Here is a 20,512-nt window from a genome sequence, read left to right on the forward strand (position 1 = left end):
TATGCTTCGTATACTTCGCATCATAGTAGCACTCACTGTAATCGTTATGTCGGCAATTGGATTATATACAGGTCAAAATAATTCTTTACCTCTTTCACAATTTCTATTAGGGGCTTTAATGTTTCTCATCGCATTTGAACAAATAAAGAAAAGGGAATCAGCAACTGGACTTATTTGTATTATTGCCGGTGCTTTCATTTGGATTGTTCTCATTATTACCTACATAAAATAGAGGAGGTCTTTTATGCTAAAATGGGGACGGATTACTTTATCACTTATTGCCTTATCTATAGCAATCTATGGATTTTTTACTGGTAATAGAGAAATAATCCCTTATATGTTCATCTTTTTAGGAGGTATGGCCCTCACCATAAGTTTAGAGGAAATATTAAAACAGCAAACAGGAGGTAGTGTGCTCGCTCTACTAGCAGGAGCCGCTGCTTTATTTATTGGTTTCACAGAAATATTCTAGTAAATGGTCTAAAGGGGGCTATACGATGCTAACTCTAACTATATTACGGATTTTTTTAGCATTTTTCATGCTTCTCTTACTCACTCTAAGCACTTATGTCCATTTTACCGATAATTTTTCACTTCTCCCATACGTACAATTTATTCTCAGTTGTTCCTTTATTCTTCTAGGAATTAATGAGTATCCCGTATTTTTTCGTTTCTAGTCTCATATTCTTCTTTTTAATATCAAACTCTTTCGCTACATGTAGAATAAAATTTCGATCAATTTAGCATTTATAATTATTTTCTCTCAGTAACTATTTCTTTCTACTTAAGGGGGATTCCATGTTAAAAAACATTCAAATTATAATCGCCACTATCGCTCTTTCTCTCGCCCTATTTAGCTTCTTTGCAAACTTCACTATTCTTTTACCTTACGTGTTTATCCTTTTAAGTATTATGTTTATCCTTTTTGGAATTGATGAAATGAAGAAACGGGAAAAAGCAAAAGCATTTGTTTATTTTCTCGGTTCTGCCTTTGTTTTATATGTTGGAGTATCTAATATATTTTCATAAAAAAGAAGAGTATGTTCGCTCTTAGTACAATAAAAAAACTGCCCTTTCACAGGCAGTTTTCCTTTTTATCCAAACACTTTCTCAAGTTCATCTTTATCTTGGCTTAACCAGAAGTTCATTAAGCGTTGCGCTCCTTCTAAGTCGTGAAGCTTCGCTTGACCACATTGTGTTTCATTTGCAGCTGGAATTTCTGTAATTTGAACCGCATCTTTTAATGTTAGTTCTAATAAATCAATGATTTCTCGTACTGTCGGTGTTCCGCTTACTACAAGATAATATCCTGTTTGGCAGCCCATCGGTGAAATATCGATAATATCAAAATGCGGATAACGATCAATATATTTACGTAAATTAAATGCTAATAAATGCTCTAACGTATGAATAACATCTGGTTTCATTGCTTGTTTATTCGGTTGGCAGAAACGAATATCAAATTTATTTACAATACCGTCACTACCTACATTGTGAACTCCGCAATGTCTTACATAAGGTGCCTTTACAATCGTATGATCTAATTCAAAGCTTTCTACTGATGGCATACAACATCTCTCCCGCTTTTAATTTAATTCCGTTATATCCAATATGATATAACGGAAATGTACATTAGTAAAGTATTATGTACAGTCGTGCTATAATACTTTAAGAATATGCTGAAAAGGAGACCGTTATGAAACAGATTTTTATTGGGATTATACGCTTTTATCAAAAATTCATTTCTCCGATGACACCACCAACATGCCGTTTTTATCCGACTTGTTCTCATTACGGATTAGAGGCGTTTCAAAAACATGGTGCACTCAAAGGTTTTTGGCTTACTTGTAAGCGTATATTAAAATGTCACCCTTTCCACCCGGGAGGATTTGATCCTGTCCCAGATAAAAAGGATGACAAAGTAAATTCTTAATTGTCGTAACCATTCACAACTAAATCTAATTTTCCTGTTTCAGGATCGATAACAAGACCATGAACAGGTACTTCTTCTGGAAGTAACGGATGGTTGCGAAGTATCGATACGCTATGTTCTACACTTTCTTCTACACTAGAGAACCCTTGTAGGAATCTTTCTAAATCGATTCCAGAATAACGGAGTGTATCTAATTTCTCATTTGTTATACCGCGCTCTTTCATCTTCTCAATTGTACTGCTTGCCTGAATTTTTGCCATACCGCAATCGTGGTGACCAACTACACAAACTTCATCAGCACCAAGTTCATATACAGCAACTAAAATACTACGCATAATACTTCCGAATGGATGTGAGATAACAGCTCCTGCTACCTTAATAATTTTCACATCACCGTTACGCATATTCATTGCTTTTGGTAATAATTCAACAAGACGAGTATCCATACAAGAGATAATTACCATTTTTTTATTCGGGAATTTTCCTGTTTCATACTCTTCGTATTTTTTCTCTTCAACAAATTTCTCATTGTACTGCAAAATCTCTTCTAATGACTTCATAGTAAGGAACCCTCTTTTCTCTCATTTACACTACATAAATAGTGTACCAAAATATGAAAAACTCAAAAAGGATATCGCTTTATAGTAAAAATAAGATATTTTCAGATAATCGACATAATTCTTTCAAAATATACACACAGCTTTGTAACAAGTTTCACATACTTTAAACGTATTTTCACTATAAACTGATTGTAGATAATGTAAAAAAGGAGTGAATATTTATTATGTCCGACGTTCTGTTACTGAGTCGTTTTCAATTTGCAATTACTATTTTTTATCACTTTTTATTTGTACCTTTGACAATCGGACTTGTCATTTTAGTAGCATGTATGGAAACTCAATACGCCCGCACATTGAATCCAACATACCGCAAAATGGCAAATTTCTGGGGTAAATTATTTACAATTAACTTCGTAATGGGGATTATAACCGGGATTACAATGGAATTCCAATTTGGAACAAACTGGTCTGAGTACTCCAAATATATGGGAGACATTTTCGGATCACCTCTCGCAATCGAAGCACTTGTTGCCTTCTTCTTAGAATCTACTTTCATGGGAATATGGTTATTCGGTAAAGACAAAATTTCACCAAAGTTCCGTGCCTTCTGCATGTGGATGGTTGCACTTGGAACAAATATTTCCGCCCTTTGGATTATTACAGCAAACGGCTTTATGCAAAACCCTGTTGGCTACGTAGTACGTAACGGCCGCGCTGAATTAAATGATTTCTGGGCACTCGTTACGAATCCATACGCTTGGAATATGTTCTTCCATACTGTAGTTGGTTGTTATATTGTTGGTGCTTTCTTCGTTATGGCAATTAGTGCCTATCACTTATTACGTAAAAATGAAGTTGAATTCTTCAAAAAATCATTTAAGTTCGGCTTAATGTTAGGCTTATTCGCCGCAACAATTACACCGTTTATGGGACATCAATCTGGTGTATCAGCGGCTAAATATCAACCCGCAAAAGGAGCTGCGATGGAAGCAGTTTGGGAAACCGGAAAAGGACAAGGCTTCTCAATAGTTCAAATTCCTGATGTGAAAAACGAGAAGAATTTTGAATTCCTTACGATTCCAAAACTCGGAAGCTTCTTCTATACAAACTCATTTGATGGCGAAATTGTTGGTTTAAAGGATATTCCGAAAGATGAACGTCCAAATGTTAACCTCGTGTATTATAGCTTCCGCTTAATGGTTGCACTCGGTATGTTCTTTATGGCATTAACTTGGTATGGCTTCTATTTAAACCGAAAAGGAAAACTAGAAAACTCAAAACGTTATTTAAAAATTACAATATGGTCTGTCTTACTTCCTTATATTGCGATTAACGCAGGATGGATTGTCGCTGAAGTAGGTCGCCAACCATGGACAGTATATAAACTAATGCGTACAGCAGAATCTGTATCGCCTATATCTGTCCCGCAAATTTGGTTCTCATTAATTAGTTTAATTTTATTCTACACTTTACTTTTAATCGCAGATGTATACTTAATGCTGAAGTTCGCGAAAAAAGGACCTGCCGCATTAGAAGAATCTGCTACTGAGGGAGGTGTGGCTCATGTCTCATGATATGCTTGCAATCATCTGGTTCGGTTTATGGGGCGTGATTTGGACAGTTTACTTCATTCTTGACGGGTATGCACTTGGTAACGGAATGATTTTTCCTTTCGTTACGAAAGATCGACAAGAACGAAATCAATTACAAGAAGCAATTGGCCCGTTCTGGGGCGGTAATGAAGTATGGTTAATTACAGCTGGTGGCGCAACATTTGCTGCCTTCCCAGTCACATATGCTAATATGTTTAGTTATTTATATACACCGTTATTCTTAGTATTACTTGCACTATTTGCTCGTGCCGCTGGACTGGAATTCATGCATAAAGATGATTCACCAATTTGGCAAAAAACTTGTAAATGGGCATTTGCAATTGGCAGTTTCTTAATCGCCTTTTTATTCGGTGTTACATTTGCTAACTTGTATTACGGACTACAAATCGGAAAAAATGGCTATGAAGGAAATTTACTTAGCTTACTAAACCATTACGGTATTTTAGGAGGGTTGTTCTTCACTGCTATATTTGTCGTATCCGGTGCCCTTTGGGTCATGATTAAAACGACTGGTGAAGTATCTGATCGTGCTTATAAAATCGCAAGGCCATTTTCAATGGCAGCTGCTATTATTTTAGCTATCTTCTATGTAGCGACTGCTAATCGAACAAACTTATTCCAAAACTTTACGGAATATCCGGTACTATTCATTCTTCCAGTACTTGCAATGCTAATGAGTGTACTCGCACTAATTATGGTGTACAAACATAAAATTGGCCTTGCCTTCACATTCGTTTGCCTAACAATCGCAATGTTTATGACAACTGGCTTTGCAGGTATGTTCCCAAGAATGTTACCATCTCGTATTAACGATGCATACAGTACAACGTTATACAACGCAGCCGGTAGTCAATTAAACTTAAAAATTATGTTCTTCGTTGCAATGGTCATGGTACCAATCGTTATTGGATATCAGCTTTGGAGCTACAGTATATTTAAAAATAAAATTCATAAAGACTCTGCTAAAGGGTATCACTAAGGTAAAAAAAGACACTTCATTTGAAGTGTCTTTTTTACAGAGTGTTGGGAAACCCTTTAGGGTTCCCAACACTCTGGAATCTTTTTTGATTTTAGCGAATAAAAACAACATAAAATAATAGAATTTTAAAAAATAGCCCTCCACCTGACCCTTTTTGGTCAGGTGGAGGGCTATTTTTTTCATGTTTTGACAAGCTGCGGTGAGATAAGCTTGCATTTGGACAGACTTCAGCCCTCGAAACCGGGCATAGCGGTAGCCATGTAGTTCTTTGGCGTCTGCAAAGCTTCGCTCTATAGTGGAACAGCGTACTTTATACAACCTTTTCCCTGTAGCTGTTAGCTTGTTTTTTCTAGCAATATCCTTATATTTCTCCCACACATGATGAGTGATAACTTTTTGTTTTTGTTTCTTTGAAAAGCACACCTCACGTAACGGACAAACAGCGCAGTCTTCTGGATTCGATTTGTATTGACGGTATCCTTCACGATCAGTTGTTACATATTCTAGAATACATCCCATCGGACAAGCGAAAACATTCATTTCTTCTACATATTTAAATTGGCTTTTCGGTACTTCTTTATTCCGTTTTCCAAATCGGCGATACCCCATCACCATAAATATATTCCGTTCTGATAGTTTCTTACAGATATATCCTGTAAAATAGCCAGCATCAAGGGCAACAGCTTCTACTTTGAAGTCGAATTTATCAATCTGAGCTTGGAGGCGTGCTAAATACGGCTCGGAATCTGCCATATTTCCAGCCGTTACATAGGTATCTGTAATAATATTGTACTTCGCATCAGTCGTACGATGATCCAAGAAATGAAAACCATTTGGTTTTCCATCTCTCATTAAAAATCCACTATCTGGATCCGTTGTACTTATACGAGTTTTTTTGGTAGGGGTATCACTTTCCTTTCTAGGTTTTAATTCTTTTTTCCATGTACCTCACGATCTTCGATTACCGCAGCTTCTAGCTCGTCTATATAAAACTTTGCTTTTTCTTTTTTATATTTATGTACAAATTTATTTTTATTGGCATTGGCCTTAATATGTGTAGAATCTGTCATCAGTGCACGTCCTCCTACCATCCGGTGCTCCGTCGCTTGTCTCACAATCTCATCAAAAATTTCTTCGAAAATATTTGTATGAATAAAACGAGTACGACGATTCCAACTGATTGTAGAGTGATCCGGAATAGTATCCGATAGAGAAAACCCTAAAAACCAACGGTAGGCAATATTCGTTTTAATTTCCTTTTCCAATTGACGCTCAGAACGAATACCGTAAAAATATCCAATAAACATCATCTTAAATAAAACAATAGGATGAATGGACGGGCGTCCATTGTTTTCACAGTAATAAGGGCGTAACTTCTCTTCAATAAAATCAAAACTAATTGTCGCTTCAATTGCACGAAGGAAATGTTCTTGTGGAACCAACTCTTCTACAGAAACAGATACACGCTCATCACGATGATTTTTTAAAGCACCCATCATAAAAAATCTCTCCTTTTCCTCTTTTTTATCAGTGTTGACACATAAAAAGAGGTTCAGACACAAAAACAGGCTGTGGAGAAGACTTTCTCCACAGCCTGAAAAAAAGACACTTCATTTGAAGTGTCTTTTTTATACGTATGATTTTCGATAAGATGTTATATTTCTAATCTAACAACTATACTACAGAAGAATCATTAACAGCTCACAGCTAGATTGTATCATAGGGCAACTTCATCATTTTATGCAATTTTACATACTGTACTATAAAGTAAACTGTATCCCCTGATCATTCGCATCATTATCCCATACATCAGCTGTACTAATCCCGCTAAACGTTTGTACTTTCATTCCTGTATTTGATGATCCCGATCCATTATAAGCCTTCGTCTTTTCAATCGGCTGTACGTTATATTTGTCACCTACATTAATTGTTCCATTGCAGTTTTCAATAATAACACCTTCCACAACTGCCGGCATTTTGTCACCCACTTTCATTTCTTTACTTTTATTTTATGAAAATCGCCTAGAAAAATAGCATGTTTCAATAAGAAAAAGCACTCAATTTGAGTGCTTTTTCTTTAAGCATAAAGACAAGTTTGGAGACAGTTGACTTCTTCAAAATTTTATTAGGGGTAATATTTTGAAAAAGAAAGCCTTTCATATGTAGGTTAACACCACTGGAATATATAGTAAATTGATAATATTTATACGGAAGATTGCTAATGTTTAGTATAGATAGTTTACACTATGCTAACAGTGTAAACTATCTATACTAATAAAAAAAGGTGCCTTCAAAAAAGACACCTTTCAAAAACAGACACTATAAAACAGAATTATTTATTGTTATACGATTGTTAGATACAAAAAGTAGAGGGAAATGTTTGTATGAAATTCTGCTTTATAAAGTCTGTCTACAACTTATATTGTAATCCTCTTCATTTGAAAAAAAATATAATATGCACAATTGCATACAAAAAGAAAAAGCACTCTACTGAGTGCCTTTTCAACCATTTTACTTTTAATATATCGCTTTGAATATATTGTAACATACGTATCTATATATTTTATTGAGAAAATTCAAAATCCTTTTTCTTTCATTTTCACTTATAAAATCATGTAATATAAAAGGTATGTCAAATTCTTATACAAGTTGAGGTGTACTATATTTATGATGTATTTCGGAATTATTCCTCTTATATTATTTATTATTTTTCTTATCTCATATTTAAAAGATCCGCGAAAAATAATAAACGGCTTTTTATTTAATGCCTTTATCTGTTTTTTCCTTCTTTTTTGTGTGATTGTATCATTGAACTCAGATAGTGATGTCCTACGCTACATTATATTTTTACCTTTTTTAGCACTTCTCATTATGCTTCCTTTCGGTATTGTTGCTTTAATGTTTGGGCTATTTCTTAATGCTAGAATTTTAATGAAGCGAGAAGGACGACGGTTCACTAACTGTTTAACACTCCTTGCTGCTTTAGGGATGTTATTCTTTATGTTACTCCCTATTATAAATCCAGCAAGTTTGGTTTCATCGCATTTAGAGCCTATTTTTGCAGCTATTTCTCTTATAAGCATATATTTCTTTATACACTTATCTAACTTCTTAAGTGCATATTTTTTATACCAATTCAACAGACCAAGACGTAATCAAGATTTCATCATCGTTCTTGGTAGCGGCTTAATTAATGATAAAGTACCACCTTTACTTGCAAGCCGCATTAATAAAGCGATTGACTTCTATTGGAAACAAGCCGCTGTTAATACACCACCAACAATTATTTTTTCTGGTGGACAAGGTCCAGATGAAGGTCTTCCAGAAGCGGAAGCGATGCAAAGTTACGCTGTTGAAAAAGGAATTCCTCTTGAACATACAGTCCAGGAAAATCGCTCTGTAAACACATATCAAAATATGCTGTTCTCTAAAGAAATTATGGATTCTTTAAAACCAGAAGGTAAATATAAAAGTATTTTTACAACGAATAATTTCCACCTTTTCCGTGCTGGTATATATGCAAGACAAGCCGGTCTTAATAGCCAAGGAATCGGATCAAAAACTGCATTTTATTACTGGCCTAACGCAATGATCCGTGAATATGTTGCGATTGTCGTAATGGGACGCAAGCGCCATATGAAAATATGTGGAACTATTTTAGGTTTCGCTTTATTCGTATCAGTACTTAGTTTTATATTTTCTTAATAGCATCCCATCCTTTGAAAGGATGGGATTTCTTATACTGATTTCAAAAATATTTTAAAGATAATATGGTGATAATATTCCCTGCATACATCCATTAAAGGAGAATTTTTTCAAATTAAATGTTAAAATAAAATTTAGGTGTGAATTACGTAACAAATAAGAAACTAGTTTGAAACGAGGAAATTACATGGAGAAAATTATCAAAAACAAGCCCAATAAGCTAAGAATTGCTTCAAAAGCTTTGATGATTATTATTGGGGCATTTATCACAGCGTACGGATTAGAAGCAGTATTAATTCCAAATAACGTATCAGACGGTGGTGTAACTGGTTTAAGTATCGTTAGTTCAAGATTATTTGGATTGCCATTAGGAGCTCTAATCGCAGTTATTAACATTCCTTTCGTTTGGTTAGGGTATAAGCAAATCGGTAAAAGCTTTGCGATTTATTCTATTATCGGAATTGCTTCATTAGCAGTAGGTACCGTTGTCATGCACGGAATACCAGCTATTATTGAAGGCGATACATTATTAGTTACAGTTGTTGGTGGTATTATCATCGGTTTTGGTATGGGACTAGCATTACGTAACGGTGGGGCATTAGATGGAATCGATATGCTTGCTGTATTGCTTTCTCGTAAGTTACCATTTGGAACGAGTGACCTTATTTTATTCTTAAACATGTTCGTATTTATTTTCGTATCAACGGTATTCGGCCTGCAAGGAGCTATCCTTTCGGCAATTGCTTACTTTATCGCTTCGAAAGTGATTCATATCGTTGAAGTTGGTTTAAGTGGTTCAAAAGCATTTAAAATTATTACAAAAGAGCCTGAATTAATGGTAGAAACAATTCGCGATCGTTTAGGCCGAAGTGCAACATATAACGAAGTATACGGTGGTTATTCAAGAGAGAAGTTTAAAGAAATTTCATGTGTAATTAACCGTTTAGAAGAAAGTAAAATGAAAGAACTTATTAATGAAATCGATCCACACGCCTTTATTACAGTTTATGACGTAGCAGAAGTAAAAGGCGGTAACTTTAAGAAACGTGATATTCATTAATCGTTATGAAAAAGAGGGTGTGCCAAAATTTTGGCACACCCTCTTTTTATTATTAAGTTGCTATCGTTGTCAGTTTTTGTCGGTAAGTCGATATATTTCAATAATCGCTGATATATTTTTACTTCCTCCCTTATGCCTAAATCGTACCACATGAGAGGAATTAATTCCCATAACAAAAAAAGACCAAAAAGCAAATTCCACTTTTCGGTCTCTACACTATCTTCTCTTCGTAATTTTTCCTGAACCACCGACCCTCGTTTTCGGAGGAGATGTATTCCTTGGCGGCGTTTTAATAGATGATTTTGGCTTCACATCTGATCCGCTTGAACCGCCTGGTGTTTTTGTAATTTTACCCTTGCTTCCAGTAGAAGGTGGGGGCGTCGTATTACTTCCTTTTTCAGTAATACTTCCCTTATCACCTACTGATGGTTTCGAATCTACATTATCGCCTCGCTTAATGATAGACCCTTTCCCTTCCTTCGTAATTGGAGGTGGGGTTTTCTTTTCTTCTTTTGTAGGTGGTCTCTCTGGAATAACTGGTTTATGATTTTGTCTATCGTTATATCCTCGATAATCACCGTATGATGATTTTCGTGAGCCGAATATATCGTTTAATATGCTACCCATAATATATCCTTGCAAGAAGGACGGTTGGTAATTTTGACGGACAAATTCTTTATTACTTATTTCAATTAACGTATCAGATGGTTTCTCTTTATCCTTTTGCAGGTTATAAATCTTATCAGAATAAACGAGGAACATTTGATTTTCGTCTTCTTTAGACGCTTGCTGCGGTTCTCTTTCATTAATGAGTTCCTTTGCGACTTCAGGAACTGACCGATTGGCGGCCCTATACACGTAAGATTCTTGTTTACCTTCCTTGGCAACAGATTCAAGTGGATAACGGTCTTGAATCGACTTTGTCTGCCCGCCTTGACAACCTGATAAGGCATAACCAGCAACAACAAGTAATATAACGATAGCAAGTATAGGGATCACAAACGATTTAATCATGGTAAACAATCGGTTTGACATGATTACGCCCCCTTACGTTGCTCTTATAATTTGTACATCAGCAGGAATGATTGCTTCTCCCTCATACATCATTGTGCGACCATTTTGCCATTCAATACGCAATAATTTTCGATTATCTGATTGGAATTCCCATATATACTGTTCTTCTGAAGCTGAGAATGGAGTTTTTCCCATCACAACAACACGTCCGTTATATTGTTCTTCCATATGATACTCGGTATCATCCATTTCAATTGTCGTCGGAATTTCATCAATTGAATCTAAGCGACCATCAATTGGAGTATATAATTTGTAATACGTATTTTCTCGGTCTTCAATTTTTAAATAACGAATATCTTTTCCATCTTGCAATGTCAAAACAATTTCCTTACGCGAATGCATACTCGTTTTCCCAATTAATTCATACATAACTAATGAAACTTCAATCATATCGCCAGGAGCTAACGTTAAAAGACTCTTTTCCGGCTTCGGTGGCTCTGGGCTTTTCATTATATTTTTAATTCGTTTAAATAAACTCATGATCTACCCCTCCTTTTCTCTTTATAAACAAGCACCTAAAATTAGTGCACCAACAATATGTAATGATCCGGCTAACATCGCATGTGCAACGCTACCTTCTTTCGTACCTTCTTCTAAATCAAGACCAGACATTTTCTTTAATACGAATTCGATAAACATTTCTACCACTAATAAAATAACGAAAGAAACTGCTGATGCAAGAAGTGCTTGCCATAAATCATTTGCTTTCGTTATCGATTGAGATAAAATGTACCCTTGTGCAAATAATTTCATAATAAAACGAGTTGTTACAGCTGTATTTCCATTTTTGATTTCTTTTAAATCATTGTATTTTGTAAAAATTGAATCAACCCACATAATTGCAAATAAAAGTACTGCACTCGCTCCAGTCCATACAAGCATGGCAACTACATTCATCCATGTCATTGCAAAACCTCCTCTAAAATATAATAGAAAACCGACATGAATATATTTAGACATGTCGGTTCATTTGTCTTTATTCTATATTATTTCTCATACTGCTTCATAATACGAGCTAATTCATCGTCAACAGCAGAATTTTTGTTTAAGCTTGCGAATTCATCATCTAATGATTTTTCTTTCTTATAAACTTCACCGCTTGCTTCCGCTTCAGCCTCTAATTGAAGGGCTTTCTCTTCCATACGGCTTAAACCAGCTTTTGCTGAATTTGAATCAAATCCAGACATCGCCTGATTAATATTTTTCTGTGCTTTCGCAGCATTTACACGTGCTACAAGTGTTTCACGTTTATTTTTCAGCTCTGTTAATTGCTTACGCATTTCTTCTAGCTTTAGGCGCAGGTTATCAGCAGCAGCTTTATTTTGCTCGTAGCTTGCTTTATACTCATTCATTTTTTGCTCTGCATTTTGTTTTTCTTCTAATGCACGACGCGCAAGATCTAAGTTATTAGCTTGAACAGCCATATGAGCCTGCTCTTCACGTTTTTTCACAAGTGCTTCTTGCTCTTCAAATAATATTTTGAATTTCTTCTCAAGTGCGATTTGAGCTGCTACACTTTTCTCAGCCTCTTGTACATCGGCTTGCATATCGCGTAAATATTGATCAGTCATCTTAACTGGATCTTCCGCTTTTTCAATTAACGAATACACATTCGACATTGTTAAATCTCTTAATCGTTTAAATACAGACATCTAAATTCCTCCTATGATATACCTCATATTTCAAATTCACTACTTGGAAAACTGAAAAATCTCCCTTTACAGTAAAGAATATTCATTTTACAGCCTATGTGTTTATTATAACAAAACTAATATGTCCTTACATGTTATTTCCAAAATACATCCATTATAATATGACATTCTATATACAATATTGTATTTCTAATATATTCTCATTATCCCTCTTTGAAATTAACTTACTTTTGTGCAATTTCACTAAATTACATAAGTGTAATGTTACTGTAAGCTAACTCGATAGTTGCATTCCGATATTTCTTATACACTAATACCAGAAGCAACAAACAAGCTTCTTCACATGTAAGCACTAATACAAAAATTGTATTTACTATAAAACATATAAAAGGAGAAATCATCATGAAAAAATTAGTAGGAATCGGATTAGCAGCAGCAATTTCACTTGGAGCATTATCAGGTTGTTCTTTATTAGGAGAGAAAGCGAACGGCTTTGTACTGTACGGATCAGAAGAACAAGTTCAGCAAATTACAGATAAAAACAAAAAAGAAGTGAAAGAAAAAGACTTCTATAAAATGAAAATGACAACATTAGATGGTAAAAAAGTTCTTGTAATGGATAAGAAAACTGGTGAAGAACTAGTGAAAAAAGAGTTACTTAGCAAAGTTGATGAAAAAGACAACACGAAACCACTTGATAAATTACCAGCTGTAACAACAGAACAAGGTGTATTATTTGCAAAAGAAAAAGTAGAAAATGCTGCACTTGATGGGGCAAAATTAAAATATGAAGGCAACACAATTATCGGAAGTGGTCGTGCATATACAGATATGTATGCGATTGTCGATGACGCAACTTACAGCAATGTAAAAGGTGATGAAAAATCTGTAGGTGTATTAAAATTTGATAAAGACCCAAGTAAAGAATTCCCTGGTTACAAAGGCGTAGAAGCTTCTCAACTTGTAAAAATTAAAAAGTAAAACAAAAAAGCTTTGCGAAATTCGCAAAGCTTTTTTCTATTTATTATGAGCAATTTGCTCCATATCCGGGCTACAAGTTTGCGACTGACATGACTTATTTAAAGAACATGCCGCGCATTTTCCTTTTTTACTTCTCTTTACAAAATTAACTAACGTATATGCTGCATAACCAAAAATGATAGCTCCAATTATAATATTGACCATCATCACAATACATCTCCTTCTAGAATCCGAGTAAGGATCCAACTTGGTATATAATGAGCGTTAATACATAAGCAACTACGAGTGGATAAACGACTGAGAAAATCGTCCACTTCGCTGATCCTGTTTCACGTTTAATAACAGCTACCGTCGCTAAACACGGAACATATAATAAAATAAAGAACATAAATGCATAAGCTGATAATGCTGTATAATGTGCTCCCATTACATTTCCAAGCACATCTTCTTTAACTGCATAAATAATTGCCATTGTAGAAACGACAACTTCCTTCGCTAAAAATCCTGTTAAAAGGGATGCTGCAGCTTGCCACGTTCCGAAGCCGAGCGGTGCAAATAGTGGTGCGATAAATCCACCAATCATCGCTAAGTAACTGTCTCCCATATCAACGCCAAATCCTGATGGACCTGCATAGTTTAATAACCAAATGACAACCGAACCACCAAAGATGAATGTACCAGCTTTACGAACAAATCCTTTTCCTTTCTCCCACGTGCTTAGCCATAATGTTTTTGCTTGTGGCACACGGTAAGGCGGTAATTCAATTACGAAAATAGACTTTTCCGCTTTCAAAATTGTAAGAGACATAATTTTTGTAACTAATAACGCAAGAACAATCCCTGCAACATATAAAGAAAATACAACAGTCGCCTGACTATGCGGGAAAAATACGCCCGCAAATAATGCATATACAGGTAATCGTGCTGAACAAGACATAAATGGTGTTACTAAAATGGTAAGTAAACGTTCTTTTTCCTGTTCAATCGTTCTCGCAGCCATGATACCTGGAACGTTACATCCAAAACCGATAATCATCGGAATAAAAGCTTTTCCGTTTAAGCCGAAAAACTCCATAATTCTATCCATAACAACTGCAATTCGCGCCATATACCCTGAGTCTTCTAATAATGAAATAAAAAAGAATAGTGCAAAGATTTGTGGTACGAATACTAATACAGCACCAACACCGGCAATAATACCTTCTGTAACTAGTGCTTGAATAAAATCAGAAGCTCCAATACTTGTAAGTCCAGCCGTCACCCAATCCGTAAGCTGGCCACCAAAAAACTCATCTAACATATCCGATAAAGGTGTACCAATCCACGTAAACGTAACCTGAAAAATAAAAAACATAACTGCTAAAAAGATTGGAAGTCCTAAAATTTTATGTGTAATTAATCTATCAATTTTTTCTGAAAAAGGAATTTTCCCTTCTTTCTCATGCTTCATAACATTTGTTTTTAACTTTTCAATATACGCTTCACGAGTTTTGTAAATGTGCTCTTCTAACGTACAATCAAGTCTTCCTTCTAAGCGAGATCGAATGGCTATGAGTTCCTTATAAATTGGTAATGCTTTCATTTCTTTTTCTACTACTTCGTTATTGCTTAAAAATTGAAGTGCTAACCATCTCGGATGCTCGTAATTCGCTGTCTCTAAAAGAGCAATTACTTCTCCAATTCCTTCATCCATTTGTACACCATATGAAATAAGGAATGGCTTTTTCTCTTTTTTGTCATTTTCTTTAAGAGTCGTAAGCAGTTCTTCACAGCCTTTTCCACTTCTTGCAACAACAGGAACGACTGTTACACCTAATAGCTCTGATAATCGTTTTACATCAATGACAATTCCTCTTTGCTTCGCCACATCAACCATGTTTAAACCAATTGAGACTGGCTTACCAAATTCAAGTAACTGCAACGTTAAATGCATATTTCTTTCAAACTGCGAGGAATCTACGATATTTAACATATGATTAAATTCTTCTGTTAATAGAAAGTTTGTTACAACACCTTCATCACGTGAAACTGGATTTAAATCATAAACACCTGGTAAATCAATTAATGTTCCTTGTCTATCTTTTAATTTACCAACCTTTTTTTCTACTGTTACACCGCTCCAGTTTCCTACGTATTCATAAGAACCAGTAAGTGCATTAAATAATGATGTCTTCCCTGTATTCGGATTCCCTAGCAAAGCTACCTTATTCACGCTAATTCCACCTTTATCATTTTCGCGTCACAATGACGAATACTAATTAACTGTCCACGACACTCCAATGTACAAGGACCTTTGAACATCGCTTTCTGTTTCAGGCGAAGTTCGCTTCCTTCAGCAAGACCGAAAGCAGCTAGTCTACGCTTTAATAGCTGATCTAAAGACTGAATACTTTTTACTAACACTTTCTCTCCAATTTTAATATCTACTAAGCTCATAACCTTCCCCCTCAGAAGAGAATGATAATTATTTTCAAAAAAATTATACCACACCCTATTTCTCTTGTACTATACCCTTTTGCTTCATATTTATTAACATTTCGCTACAATTCTATTTCAATTATTGTCATACTGTATTCGTTTGCCATTCTCATCCATTTCGCTTACAATAAACAATAACAAATAAAGAATTTCGTTATCACTGGGGGAGCCATGCCGCTGAGAGGGAACACTTCGTTCCGACCCTTCGAACCTGTTAGTTAATGCTAACGCAGGGATTGTGCAAACGTCCGAAATACATACCTCATTTTTATTTACGTATTTCGTATCCTCCTATGATATCTATTCTTTTTTGTACAACTTGGATTTAGGGGGAGACAACATGCGTAACACCAATTTACAAGCGATGATCGAATCTGCTATTCTTGCAGCCTTCGCCATGATTATCGATATTTTACCATTATCACTTAAACTTCCAACAGGCGGTTCTATCTCATTCGCTATGATTCCTATTTTTATTATTGCTTACCGCTGGGGCTTTAAATCAGCTTTCTTAGGCGGTTTAGTTTGGGGACTATTACAAATTGTCGTGGGAGATGCTTATATTTTAACACCTGTTCAAGCATTCATTGAGTACTTCATTGCCTTTGCTTTTATCGGATTTGCTGGCTTATTCTATCGTCCAATTCAAAAAGCACTTTTAACATCCAATGAAAATAGCTTAGAACAATCAAATTTAGGTAACCGTAAAGACAAACATTCATCAAAACAAAATCAGGGTAAGAAAGTCCTTGCTTATATTATCCTTGCTACATTTATCGGTAGCTTTGCTCGCTATTTCTGCCACTTTATTGCCGGCATTATTTTCTGGGAACAATATGCGCCGAAAGGTCAATCAGCTGTGTTATATTCATTAATCGTAAATGGAAGTACAATGCTTGGTTCTTTTATTTTATGTACCGTTTTACTTATATTTTTATTTATCACTTCACCACGATTATTCAAAAGCATCAGTGCTTATCAAATGAATACACAAAAAAAGGGTGCTTAATGAGCGCTCTTTTTTCATATCGTAATATCAATTAAAAATACAATAAATGCGCAAAAGAAAATAAATACCATTATACTTAGCCAATTGCTATGCACGGTTCATCGACTCCTTACATAACCTCATATTCTAAACAAATTATACTGATTAAAAATAAAGATTAGGTAAAGATAATATGAAAATAAATTAAAAAAGCATAGATCATATTGTCTACGCTTTTTTCGGTAAATAGAAATAAAATAATACACCATCTTCTGTATTTTCTGCCCCATATTCAGCATCATGTAGTTCTAAAATATTCTTTGAAATAGCAAGCCCAAGCCCCGTCCCACCTTGTGAACGCTGACGAGCTGTATCCACGCGATAAAAACGATCCCAAATTTTATCTAATTGCTCTTCTTCAATATGAGTACCTTTATTTTCAATGCACACTTTTATACGATTCTTCTCATCTATTGTAGAAATAATAATATCCTCTTTATTTGGTGTATATCGTATAGCATTCGTAATGAAGTTCACGATGACTTGTTCAATCCGGCCTTGATTTGCAATCACTTCAAATGAACTTATATTTTTATGAATATGAAGTTCTTTTTTCTCTATTTCCACAGATAGATGTTCACATATACCTTCAATTACTGTATCAATATAAAACGAATCTTTTTTCATTTTATATGTACCAGATTCAAATTTAGCTAACTCAAGCATATCCAAAATTAACGTATCCATTTTGTCTACTTCTCTCTCCATTGCCTGAAAATAATACTCTTTTTTATGTTCAGCTACCCCATCTTTTAAAATAGAAATACAGCTTTTCATAATACTTAGCGGTGTTTTTAATTCATGTGAAACACCAGAAATGAATTCTTTTCGCGTCTTTTCTAACTTTCTTTCCTTTTCAATATCTTCTTCTAACTGTCCAATATGCGAATGGAGTTTATTTGATAGCACATTAATATTTTTCGATAAATCTCCAATTTCATCTTTCGAAGTAATCGGTATTTTTTCTGTGAAGTCTAAATGCGCTATTTTCTTTGTTGTATCATTTATTTTCAATAATGGCTTTGCAATTTGTTTTGAGTAATAGAACGAAGCTAAAAAAATAAGAACGACTACAAATGCAATGATATAGATATAATAATCTTGCACCATTTGTACAGCTTCATCTACCGGCTGTAAAGAAGCCATCGCATAAATATATGTTACCGATCCGTCTTTTTCTTTTATTGGTTTCATTAATAATTTATATTTTATATCATTCTTTTCGTAGTCCATTGTCTTTGTTGAATACTCTATTTGATTACTCTCTTTTAGTAACACATCCGTTTGAAATTCTTTTATACTATCCAAAAATAAAGTGTTTTTATAAATTGGATTTACGGGGCCTTTTACATCTGGAAACTGTACTTTCGTAACACGCCCTCCTATGTAAACATCTGGTTCTTGAGCAGCTTGCTCCCGAACAGCCGGCTTCTTTTCCTTACCAAGTTGTTCCACAGCTGCTTTCTTTTTCTCCTCATTTAATTTACTCATTTTCTCATTAAATGCTTTTTCTAACGGTTTATTAGATCCGCTTAAATTCTGCTTAGATAAAGAAAAAGAGAATGGAATAAAACTATCTTCTTTTCTCACTCCAGAAAAATAAATTTCTTGCCCTAAAAAATGCTCCGATAATTTATTATCAATCTCCTCTATATTGACGAGATTGCCTAAAGGAATTTTAAATATTTGTTGTCCAAAGCTCTTTTGTTGCCTACGATCTATCGTTACCTCAAAATAAAAATCATCTGCATGTTTTAAATTCCCGTTCTTATCTAATGTCGTAATCCACGTATTATTTTCTCTTAAAAAGTCTTGCTCTAGTTTCTGAATTTCTTCTGCATTTCCTGCATGATTTAAATAGTTCTTCTCAAAGGAATTTAAATTCACTTTAATATCTTCCACTTTTCGATTCGCATAATATTGTTTAAAAAATATCGTTTGTCCAATAAATATCGTCGCTAAAATTAACATGCATAATGCTGTTGTAAGAGTAAATAATTTTAGAACAATCCCTTTTCTCATATATTCCCCTCAAATTTATAACCAGTTCGTACTACAGTTGTAATATACTTTGCTTTCTCTCCTAATTTATTTCTTAAATTACGAATATGGCTATTCACCGTTCGATCATCGCCAGCAAATTCATATCCCCAAATTCTTGAAATGAGTTGCTCTCGCGTTAAAACAATTCCTTGATTTTTCATGAAATACGCTAATATTTCAAATTCTGTATGCGTTAAATTAATATCGGTTCTATCTACCGTAACAGTGCGAGACGGAAAATGAACGTGAATACCGTGGATTGATAATGTATCATCTTCATTCTCTAAAAGTTGCTTTGTCACTTTTCTGCTTTCTAATAACCTTTTCGCTCTTGCTAATAAAATTGGCGGACTATACGGCTTCGTCACATAGTCATCTGCCCCAAGTTCAAAACCAAGTAACGTATCGTCTTCATCTACGCGCGCCGTCAGCATAATAATAGGCACCTCGGACGTCTTTCGAATTCTTCGGCAAACAGACCATCCATCGAGTTCTGGCAACATAATATCTAAAATAACTAAATCAACCTCTTCTTCTTCAAATACAACTAAAGCCTCTTTCCCGTCCCTCGCTTCAAACACTACATATTGCTCACTTAAAAAATAATCTTTTAATATTTCACGTAATATGTCTTCATCTTCAACAATTAAAATATTTTTTGACATAATTTATATATCCCCCTCCCGCTTTCAGAAACTATAATTTCACTTTGAATAACTGCCAGTTAACTTCGCCTCGATAATATATCTATCTGGTGCATTCCCTATATAATTAAATGGGTAACAAGTTGTCAGTGTTAATATCGGTTCTTCTTTTTTTATAATAACAGTACGATCATCCGCATGAGTAATCCATGTCTTTTGAATTTCATATGTGTACGTTTTATTATCATACTCTAAAACAAGGGTATCCTTTTCTTTCAACTCTCCTAAATCTGTAAATACAGTATCTCGATGTCCACTTAGTACAGTATGTCCCCCTCCAGATGGAGTTGTCGTTAAATCACTAACGAACATACCCACTCCTTTTTTCAAAGTCGTATCATCCGCTCCCCAATATATAGAAAACTTCTTCTTTATTTTTGGTATGTTTAACATCGCTACCTTTTCTCCTTCTTTATGTTCTGTTTGAGAAGAAGGCACTTGAGAAGTTACAGGTGTTTCACGAGAAAGTTGAGTATCTTGTATATTTTTAAGACTCTTTATTTCTTCTGCAGTTAATTGCCCGGCAGAGCTTCTTCCTTTATACCATTCCACAGCATAATAGGATCCCATGAATAGCCCTATAGCCATCAATATGATACCGATATAATTGAGTAACTTCATTCTTCATTCCTCCATGCCAAAAATGGTAGGAGTAACCTACCATTTTTAATATATGAAATTA

23 protein-coding genes, 1 pseudogene and 1 riboswitch are annotated in these 20,512 nt (G+C 34.8%); of the genes and pseudogenes, 10 read left to right on the top strand and 14 right to left on the bottom strand.

The features are described from left to right. The first annotated feature begins 1 nt into the window (after position 1). The 3 genes from AC3WVZ_RS22895 to AC3WVZ_RS22905 all read left to right on the top strand — a co-directional run bounded on the left by AC3WVZ_RS22895 (position 2) and on the right by AC3WVZ_RS22905 (position 1,029). Entirely contained in the window at positions 2-232 is a 231-nt protein-coding gene (locus AC3WVZ_RS22895) for a DUF3953 domain-containing protein (RefSeq protein WP_000944458.1), read from the top strand. Positions 233-244: 12 nt separating this feature from the next. Then, a complete protein-coding gene (locus AC3WVZ_RS22900) occupies positions 245-472 on the top strand; it encodes a DUF3953 domain-containing protein (RefSeq protein ID WP_000922253.1) in 228 nt (75 codons plus the stop codon). Positions 473-798: 326 nt separating this feature from the next. Next, positions 799-1,029 (top strand): YczI family protein, encoded by a 231-nt coding sequence (locus AC3WVZ_RS22905; protein WP_000916668.1) that lies wholly within the window; start codon positions 799-801, stop codon positions 1,027-1,029. A 65-nt stretch (positions 1,030-1,094) separates the two neighbouring features. Here the strand turns inward: AC3WVZ_RS22905 and luxS are convergent, their stop codons facing one another. Next, positions 1,095-1,568 carry an S-ribosylhomocysteine lyase LuxS gene (gene luxS / locus AC3WVZ_RS22910; RefSeq protein WP_001141371.1) on the bottom strand — a complete coding sequence of 158 codons (474 nt, stop codon included), beginning with the start codon at positions 1,566-1,568 and terminating at the stop codon, positions 1,095-1,097. A 128-nt stretch (positions 1,569-1,696) separates the two neighbouring features. Between luxS and yidD the strand changes: the two genes are divergently transcribed. Then, positions 1,697-1,933, top strand: coding sequence for a membrane protein insertion efficiency factor YidD (gene yidD, locus AC3WVZ_RS22915; RefSeq protein ID WP_000809334.1), 237 nt, complete (start codon positions 1,697-1,699; stop codon positions 1,931-1,933). Here the strand turns inward: yidD and AC3WVZ_RS22920 are convergent. After that, on the bottom strand, positions 1,930-2,493 hold the full coding sequence (locus AC3WVZ_RS22920) for a beta-class carbonic anhydrase (protein WP_000838169.1): 564 nt from the start codon (positions 2,491-2,493) through the stop codon (positions 1,930-1,932). The genes yidD and AC3WVZ_RS22920 overlap by 4 nt on opposite strands. A 224-nt stretch (positions 2,494-2,717) precedes the next feature. Between AC3WVZ_RS22920 and cydA the strand changes: the two genes are divergently transcribed. Both cydA and cydB read left to right on the top strand, forming a co-directional pair. Beyond that, the gene (cydA, locus tag AC3WVZ_RS22925) at positions 2,718-4,067 is read left to right on the top strand and encodes a cytochrome ubiquinol oxidase subunit I (RefSeq protein WP_233935452.1); all 1,350 of its coding nucleotides are present in this window, start codon (positions 2,718-2,720) and stop codon (positions 4,065-4,067) included. Then, positions 4,057-5,085, top strand: a complete 1,029-nt coding sequence (gene cydB / locus AC3WVZ_RS22930) for a cytochrome d ubiquinol oxidase subunit II (RefSeq protein WP_000017662.1) — start codon at positions 4,057-4,059, stop codon at positions 5,083-5,085. Before cydA ends, cydB begins: the two co-directional genes overlap by 11 nt. 129 nt (positions 5,086-5,214) lie before the next feature. On the opposite strand, the pseudogene AC3WVZ_RS22935 reads toward cydB, so the two are convergent. Next, positions 5,215-6,584, bottom strand: a pseudogene (locus tag AC3WVZ_RS22935) (IS1182-like element ISBth7 family transposase); the annotation flags it as partial. A 261-nt stretch (positions 6,585-6,845) separates the two neighbouring features. Next, positions 6,846-7,079 (bottom strand): spore germination protein, encoded by a 234-nt coding sequence (locus AC3WVZ_RS22940; RefSeq protein WP_002001299.1) that lies wholly within the window; start codon positions 7,077-7,079, stop codon positions 6,846-6,848. Positions 7,080-7,752: 673 nt separating this feature from the next. Here AC3WVZ_RS22940 and AC3WVZ_RS22945 point away from each other — a divergent pair. Further along, positions 7,753-8,790 carry a YdcF family protein gene (locus AC3WVZ_RS22945; RefSeq protein ID WP_000990094.1) on the top strand — a complete coding sequence of 346 codons (1,038 nt, stop codon included), beginning with the start codon at positions 7,753-7,755 and terminating at the stop codon, positions 8,788-8,790. 187 nt (positions 8,791-8,977) lie between these two features. Continuing rightward, positions 8,978-9,850: a YitT family protein gene (locus tag AC3WVZ_RS22950; RefSeq protein ID WP_000411246.1), complete on the top strand. Its 873-nt coding sequence runs from the start codon at positions 8,978-8,980 to the stop codon at positions 9,848-9,850. Between the two features lie 216 nt (positions 9,851-10,066). Here the strand turns inward: AC3WVZ_RS22950 and AC3WVZ_RS22955 are convergent, their stop codons facing one another. From AC3WVZ_RS22955 to AC3WVZ_RS22970, 4 genes are all read right to left on the bottom strand, one after another. Further along, positions 10,067-10,885, bottom strand: coding sequence for a DUF4247 domain-containing protein (locus AC3WVZ_RS22955; RefSeq protein WP_000071199.1), 819 nt, complete (start codon positions 10,883-10,885; stop codon positions 10,067-10,069). Between the two features lie 12 nt (positions 10,886-10,897). Beyond that, positions 10,898-11,404, bottom strand: coding sequence for a DUF4178 domain-containing protein (locus tag AC3WVZ_RS22960; RefSeq protein ID WP_000051745.1), 507 nt, complete (start codon positions 11,402-11,404; stop codon positions 10,898-10,900). Positions 11,405-11,425: 21 nt separating this feature from the next. Then, positions 11,426-11,830 carry a DUF350 domain-containing protein gene (locus AC3WVZ_RS22965; protein WP_000220087.1) on the bottom strand — a complete coding sequence of 135 codons (405 nt, stop codon included), beginning with the start codon at positions 11,828-11,830 and terminating at the stop codon, positions 11,426-11,428. Positions 11,831-11,910: 80 nt separating this feature from the next. Then, positions 11,911-12,576, bottom strand: a complete 666-nt coding sequence (locus AC3WVZ_RS22970; protein WP_000110281.1) for a PspA/IM30 family protein — start codon at positions 12,574-12,576, stop codon at positions 11,911-11,913. A gap of 402 nt (positions 12,577-12,978) precedes the next feature. Between AC3WVZ_RS22970 and AC3WVZ_RS22975 the strand changes: the two genes are divergently transcribed. Beyond that, positions 12,979-13,557, top strand: a complete 579-nt coding sequence (locus tag AC3WVZ_RS22975) for a lipoprotein BA_5634 family protein (RefSeq protein WP_000737501.1) — start codon at positions 12,979-12,981, stop codon at positions 13,555-13,557. Between the two features lie 36 nt (positions 13,558-13,593). On the opposite strand, the gene AC3WVZ_RS22980 is transcribed toward AC3WVZ_RS22975, so the two are convergent. From AC3WVZ_RS22980 to AC3WVZ_RS22990, 3 genes are read right to left on the bottom strand one after another with little or no spacing between them, the layout of a single operon-like run. Beyond that, a complete protein-coding gene (locus AC3WVZ_RS22980) occupies positions 13,594-13,764 on the bottom strand; it encodes a FeoB-associated Cys-rich membrane protein (protein ID WP_000989598.1) in 171 nt (56 codons plus the stop codon). A 16-nt stretch (positions 13,765-13,780) separates the two neighbouring features. Next, the gene (feoB, locus tag AC3WVZ_RS22985; protein WP_001044840.1) at positions 13,781-15,769 is read right to left on the bottom strand and encodes a ferrous iron transport protein B; all 1,989 of its coding nucleotides are present in this window, start codon (positions 15,767-15,769) and stop codon (positions 13,781-13,783) included. Further along, positions 15,766-15,993: a FeoA family protein gene (locus AC3WVZ_RS22990; RefSeq protein ID WP_000060512.1), complete on the bottom strand. Its 228-nt coding sequence runs from the start codon at positions 15,991-15,993 to the stop codon at positions 15,766-15,768. Before AC3WVZ_RS22990 ends, feoB begins: the two co-directional genes overlap by 4 nt. Before the next feature lie 194 nt (positions 15,994-16,187). Then, a riboswitch (TPP riboswitch) is annotated at positions 16,188-16,289 on the top strand. An 86-nt stretch (positions 16,290-16,375) separates the two neighbouring features. Between AC3WVZ_RS22990 and thiT the strand changes: the two genes are divergently transcribed. Then, the gene (gene thiT, locus AC3WVZ_RS22995) at positions 16,376-17,044 is read left to right on the top strand and encodes an energy-coupled thiamine transporter ThiT (protein WP_233935453.1); all 669 of its coding nucleotides are present in this window, start codon (positions 16,376-16,378) and stop codon (positions 17,042-17,044) included. A gap of 207 nt (positions 17,045-17,251) precedes the next feature. Here the strand turns inward: thiT and AC3WVZ_RS23000 are convergent, their stop codons facing one another. Genes AC3WVZ_RS23000 through srtD form a run of 3 tightly spaced genes read right to left on the bottom strand, consistent with a single transcriptional unit; the run spans position 17,252 to position 20,451 of the window. Next, positions 17,252-19,105 (bottom strand): sensor histidine kinase, encoded by a 1,854-nt coding sequence (locus AC3WVZ_RS23000; protein ID WP_001225338.1) that lies wholly within the window; start codon positions 19,103-19,105, stop codon positions 17,252-17,254. Next, complete coding sequence (locus tag AC3WVZ_RS23005) at positions 19,102-19,791, bottom strand: response regulator transcription factor (RefSeq protein ID WP_000041856.1); 690 nt, start codon at positions 19,789-19,791, stop codon at positions 19,102-19,104. The genes AC3WVZ_RS23000 and AC3WVZ_RS23005 overlap by 4 nt, the downstream gene beginning before the upstream one ends. Positions 19,792-19,830: 39 nt before the next feature. After that, positions 19,831-20,451, bottom strand: coding sequence for a class D sortase, LPxTATN-specific (srtD, locus tag AC3WVZ_RS23010; protein ID WP_000771595.1), 621 nt, complete (start codon positions 20,449-20,451; stop codon positions 19,831-19,833). Positions 20,452-20,512: the final 61 nt, after the last annotated feature.

The sequence above is a fragment of the Bacillus sp. CPT56D-587-MTF genome (assembly GCF_058792335.1).

What these genes read in the sequence shown, in the direction of transcription:
- srtD (WP_000771595.1), bottom strand. Translation starts at nt 20,451, where the DNA reads ATGAAGTTACTCAATTATATCGGTATCATATTGATGGCTATAGGGCTA.
- cydA (WP_233935452.1), top strand. Translation starts at nt 2,718, where the DNA reads ATGTCCGACGTTCTGTTACTGAGTCGTTTTCAATTTGCAATTACTATT.
- AC3WVZ_RS22980 (WP_000989598.1), bottom strand. Translation starts at nt 13,764, where the DNA reads ATGATGGTCAATATTATAATTGGAGCTATCATTTTTGGTTATGCAGCA.
- AC3WVZ_RS22940 (WP_002001299.1), bottom strand. Translation starts at nt 7,079, where the DNA reads ATGAAAGTGGGTGACAAAATGCCGGCAGTTGTGGAAGGTGTTATTATT.
- thiT (WP_233935453.1), top strand. Translation starts at nt 16,376, where the DNA reads ATGCGTAACACCAATTTACAAGCGATGATCGAATCTGCTATTCTTGCA.
- AC3WVZ_RS22945 (WP_000990094.1), top strand. Translation starts at nt 7,753, where the DNA reads ATGATGTATTTCGGAATTATTCCTCTTATATTATTTATTATTTTTCTT.
- AC3WVZ_RS22895 (WP_000944458.1), top strand. Translation starts at nt 2, where the DNA reads ATGCTTCGTATACTTCGCATCATAGTAGCACTCACTGTAATCGTTATG.
- yidD (WP_000809334.1), top strand. Translation starts at nt 1,697, where the DNA reads ATGAAACAGATTTTTATTGGGATTATACGCTTTTATCAAAAATTCATT.
- AC3WVZ_RS23000 (WP_001225338.1), bottom strand. Translation starts at nt 19,105, where the DNA reads ATGAGAAAAGGGATTGTTCTAAAATTATTTACTCTTACAACAGCATTA.
- AC3WVZ_RS22960 (WP_000051745.1), bottom strand. Translation starts at nt 11,404, where the DNA reads ATGAGTTTATTTAAACGAATTAAAAATATAATGAAAAGCCCAGAGCCA.
- AC3WVZ_RS22975 (WP_000737501.1), top strand. Translation starts at nt 12,979, where the DNA reads ATGAAAAAATTAGTAGGAATCGGATTAGCAGCAGCAATTTCACTTGGA.
- AC3WVZ_RS22970 (WP_000110281.1), bottom strand. Translation starts at nt 12,576, where the DNA reads ATGTCTGTATTTAAACGATTAAGAGATTTAACAATGTCGAATGTGTAT.
- AC3WVZ_RS23005 (WP_000041856.1), bottom strand. Translation starts at nt 19,791, where the DNA reads ATGTCAAAAAATATTTTAATTGTTGAAGATGAAGACATATTACGTGAA.
- AC3WVZ_RS22950 (WP_000411246.1), top strand. Translation starts at nt 8,978, where the DNA reads ATGGAGAAAATTATCAAAAACAAGCCCAATAAGCTAAGAATTGCTTCA.
- AC3WVZ_RS22900 (WP_000922253.1), top strand. Translation starts at nt 245, where the DNA reads ATGCTAAAATGGGGACGGATTACTTTATCACTTATTGCCTTATCTATA.
- AC3WVZ_RS22955 (WP_000071199.1), bottom strand. Translation starts at nt 10,885, where the DNA reads ATGTCAAACCGATTGTTTACCATGATTAAATCGTTTGTGATCCCTATA.
- AC3WVZ_RS22920 (WP_000838169.1), bottom strand. Translation starts at nt 2,493, where the DNA reads ATGAAGTCATTAGAAGAGATTTTGCAGTACAATGAGAAATTTGTTGAA.
- luxS (WP_001141371.1), bottom strand. Translation starts at nt 1,568, where the DNA reads ATGCCATCAGTAGAAAGCTTTGAATTAGATCATACGATTGTAAAGGCA.
- AC3WVZ_RS22905 (WP_000916668.1), top strand. Translation starts at nt 799, where the DNA reads ATGTTAAAAAACATTCAAATTATAATCGCCACTATCGCTCTTTCTCTC.
- cydB (WP_000017662.1), top strand. Translation starts at nt 4,057, where the DNA reads ATGTCTCATGATATGCTTGCAATCATCTGGTTCGGTTTATGGGGCGTG.
- AC3WVZ_RS22990 (WP_000060512.1), bottom strand. Translation starts at nt 15,993, where the DNA reads ATGAGCTTAGTAGATATTAAAATTGGAGAGAAAGTGTTAGTAAAAAGT.
- AC3WVZ_RS22965 (WP_000220087.1), bottom strand. Translation starts at nt 11,830, where the DNA reads ATGACATGGATGAATGTAGTTGCCATGCTTGTATGGACTGGAGCGAGT.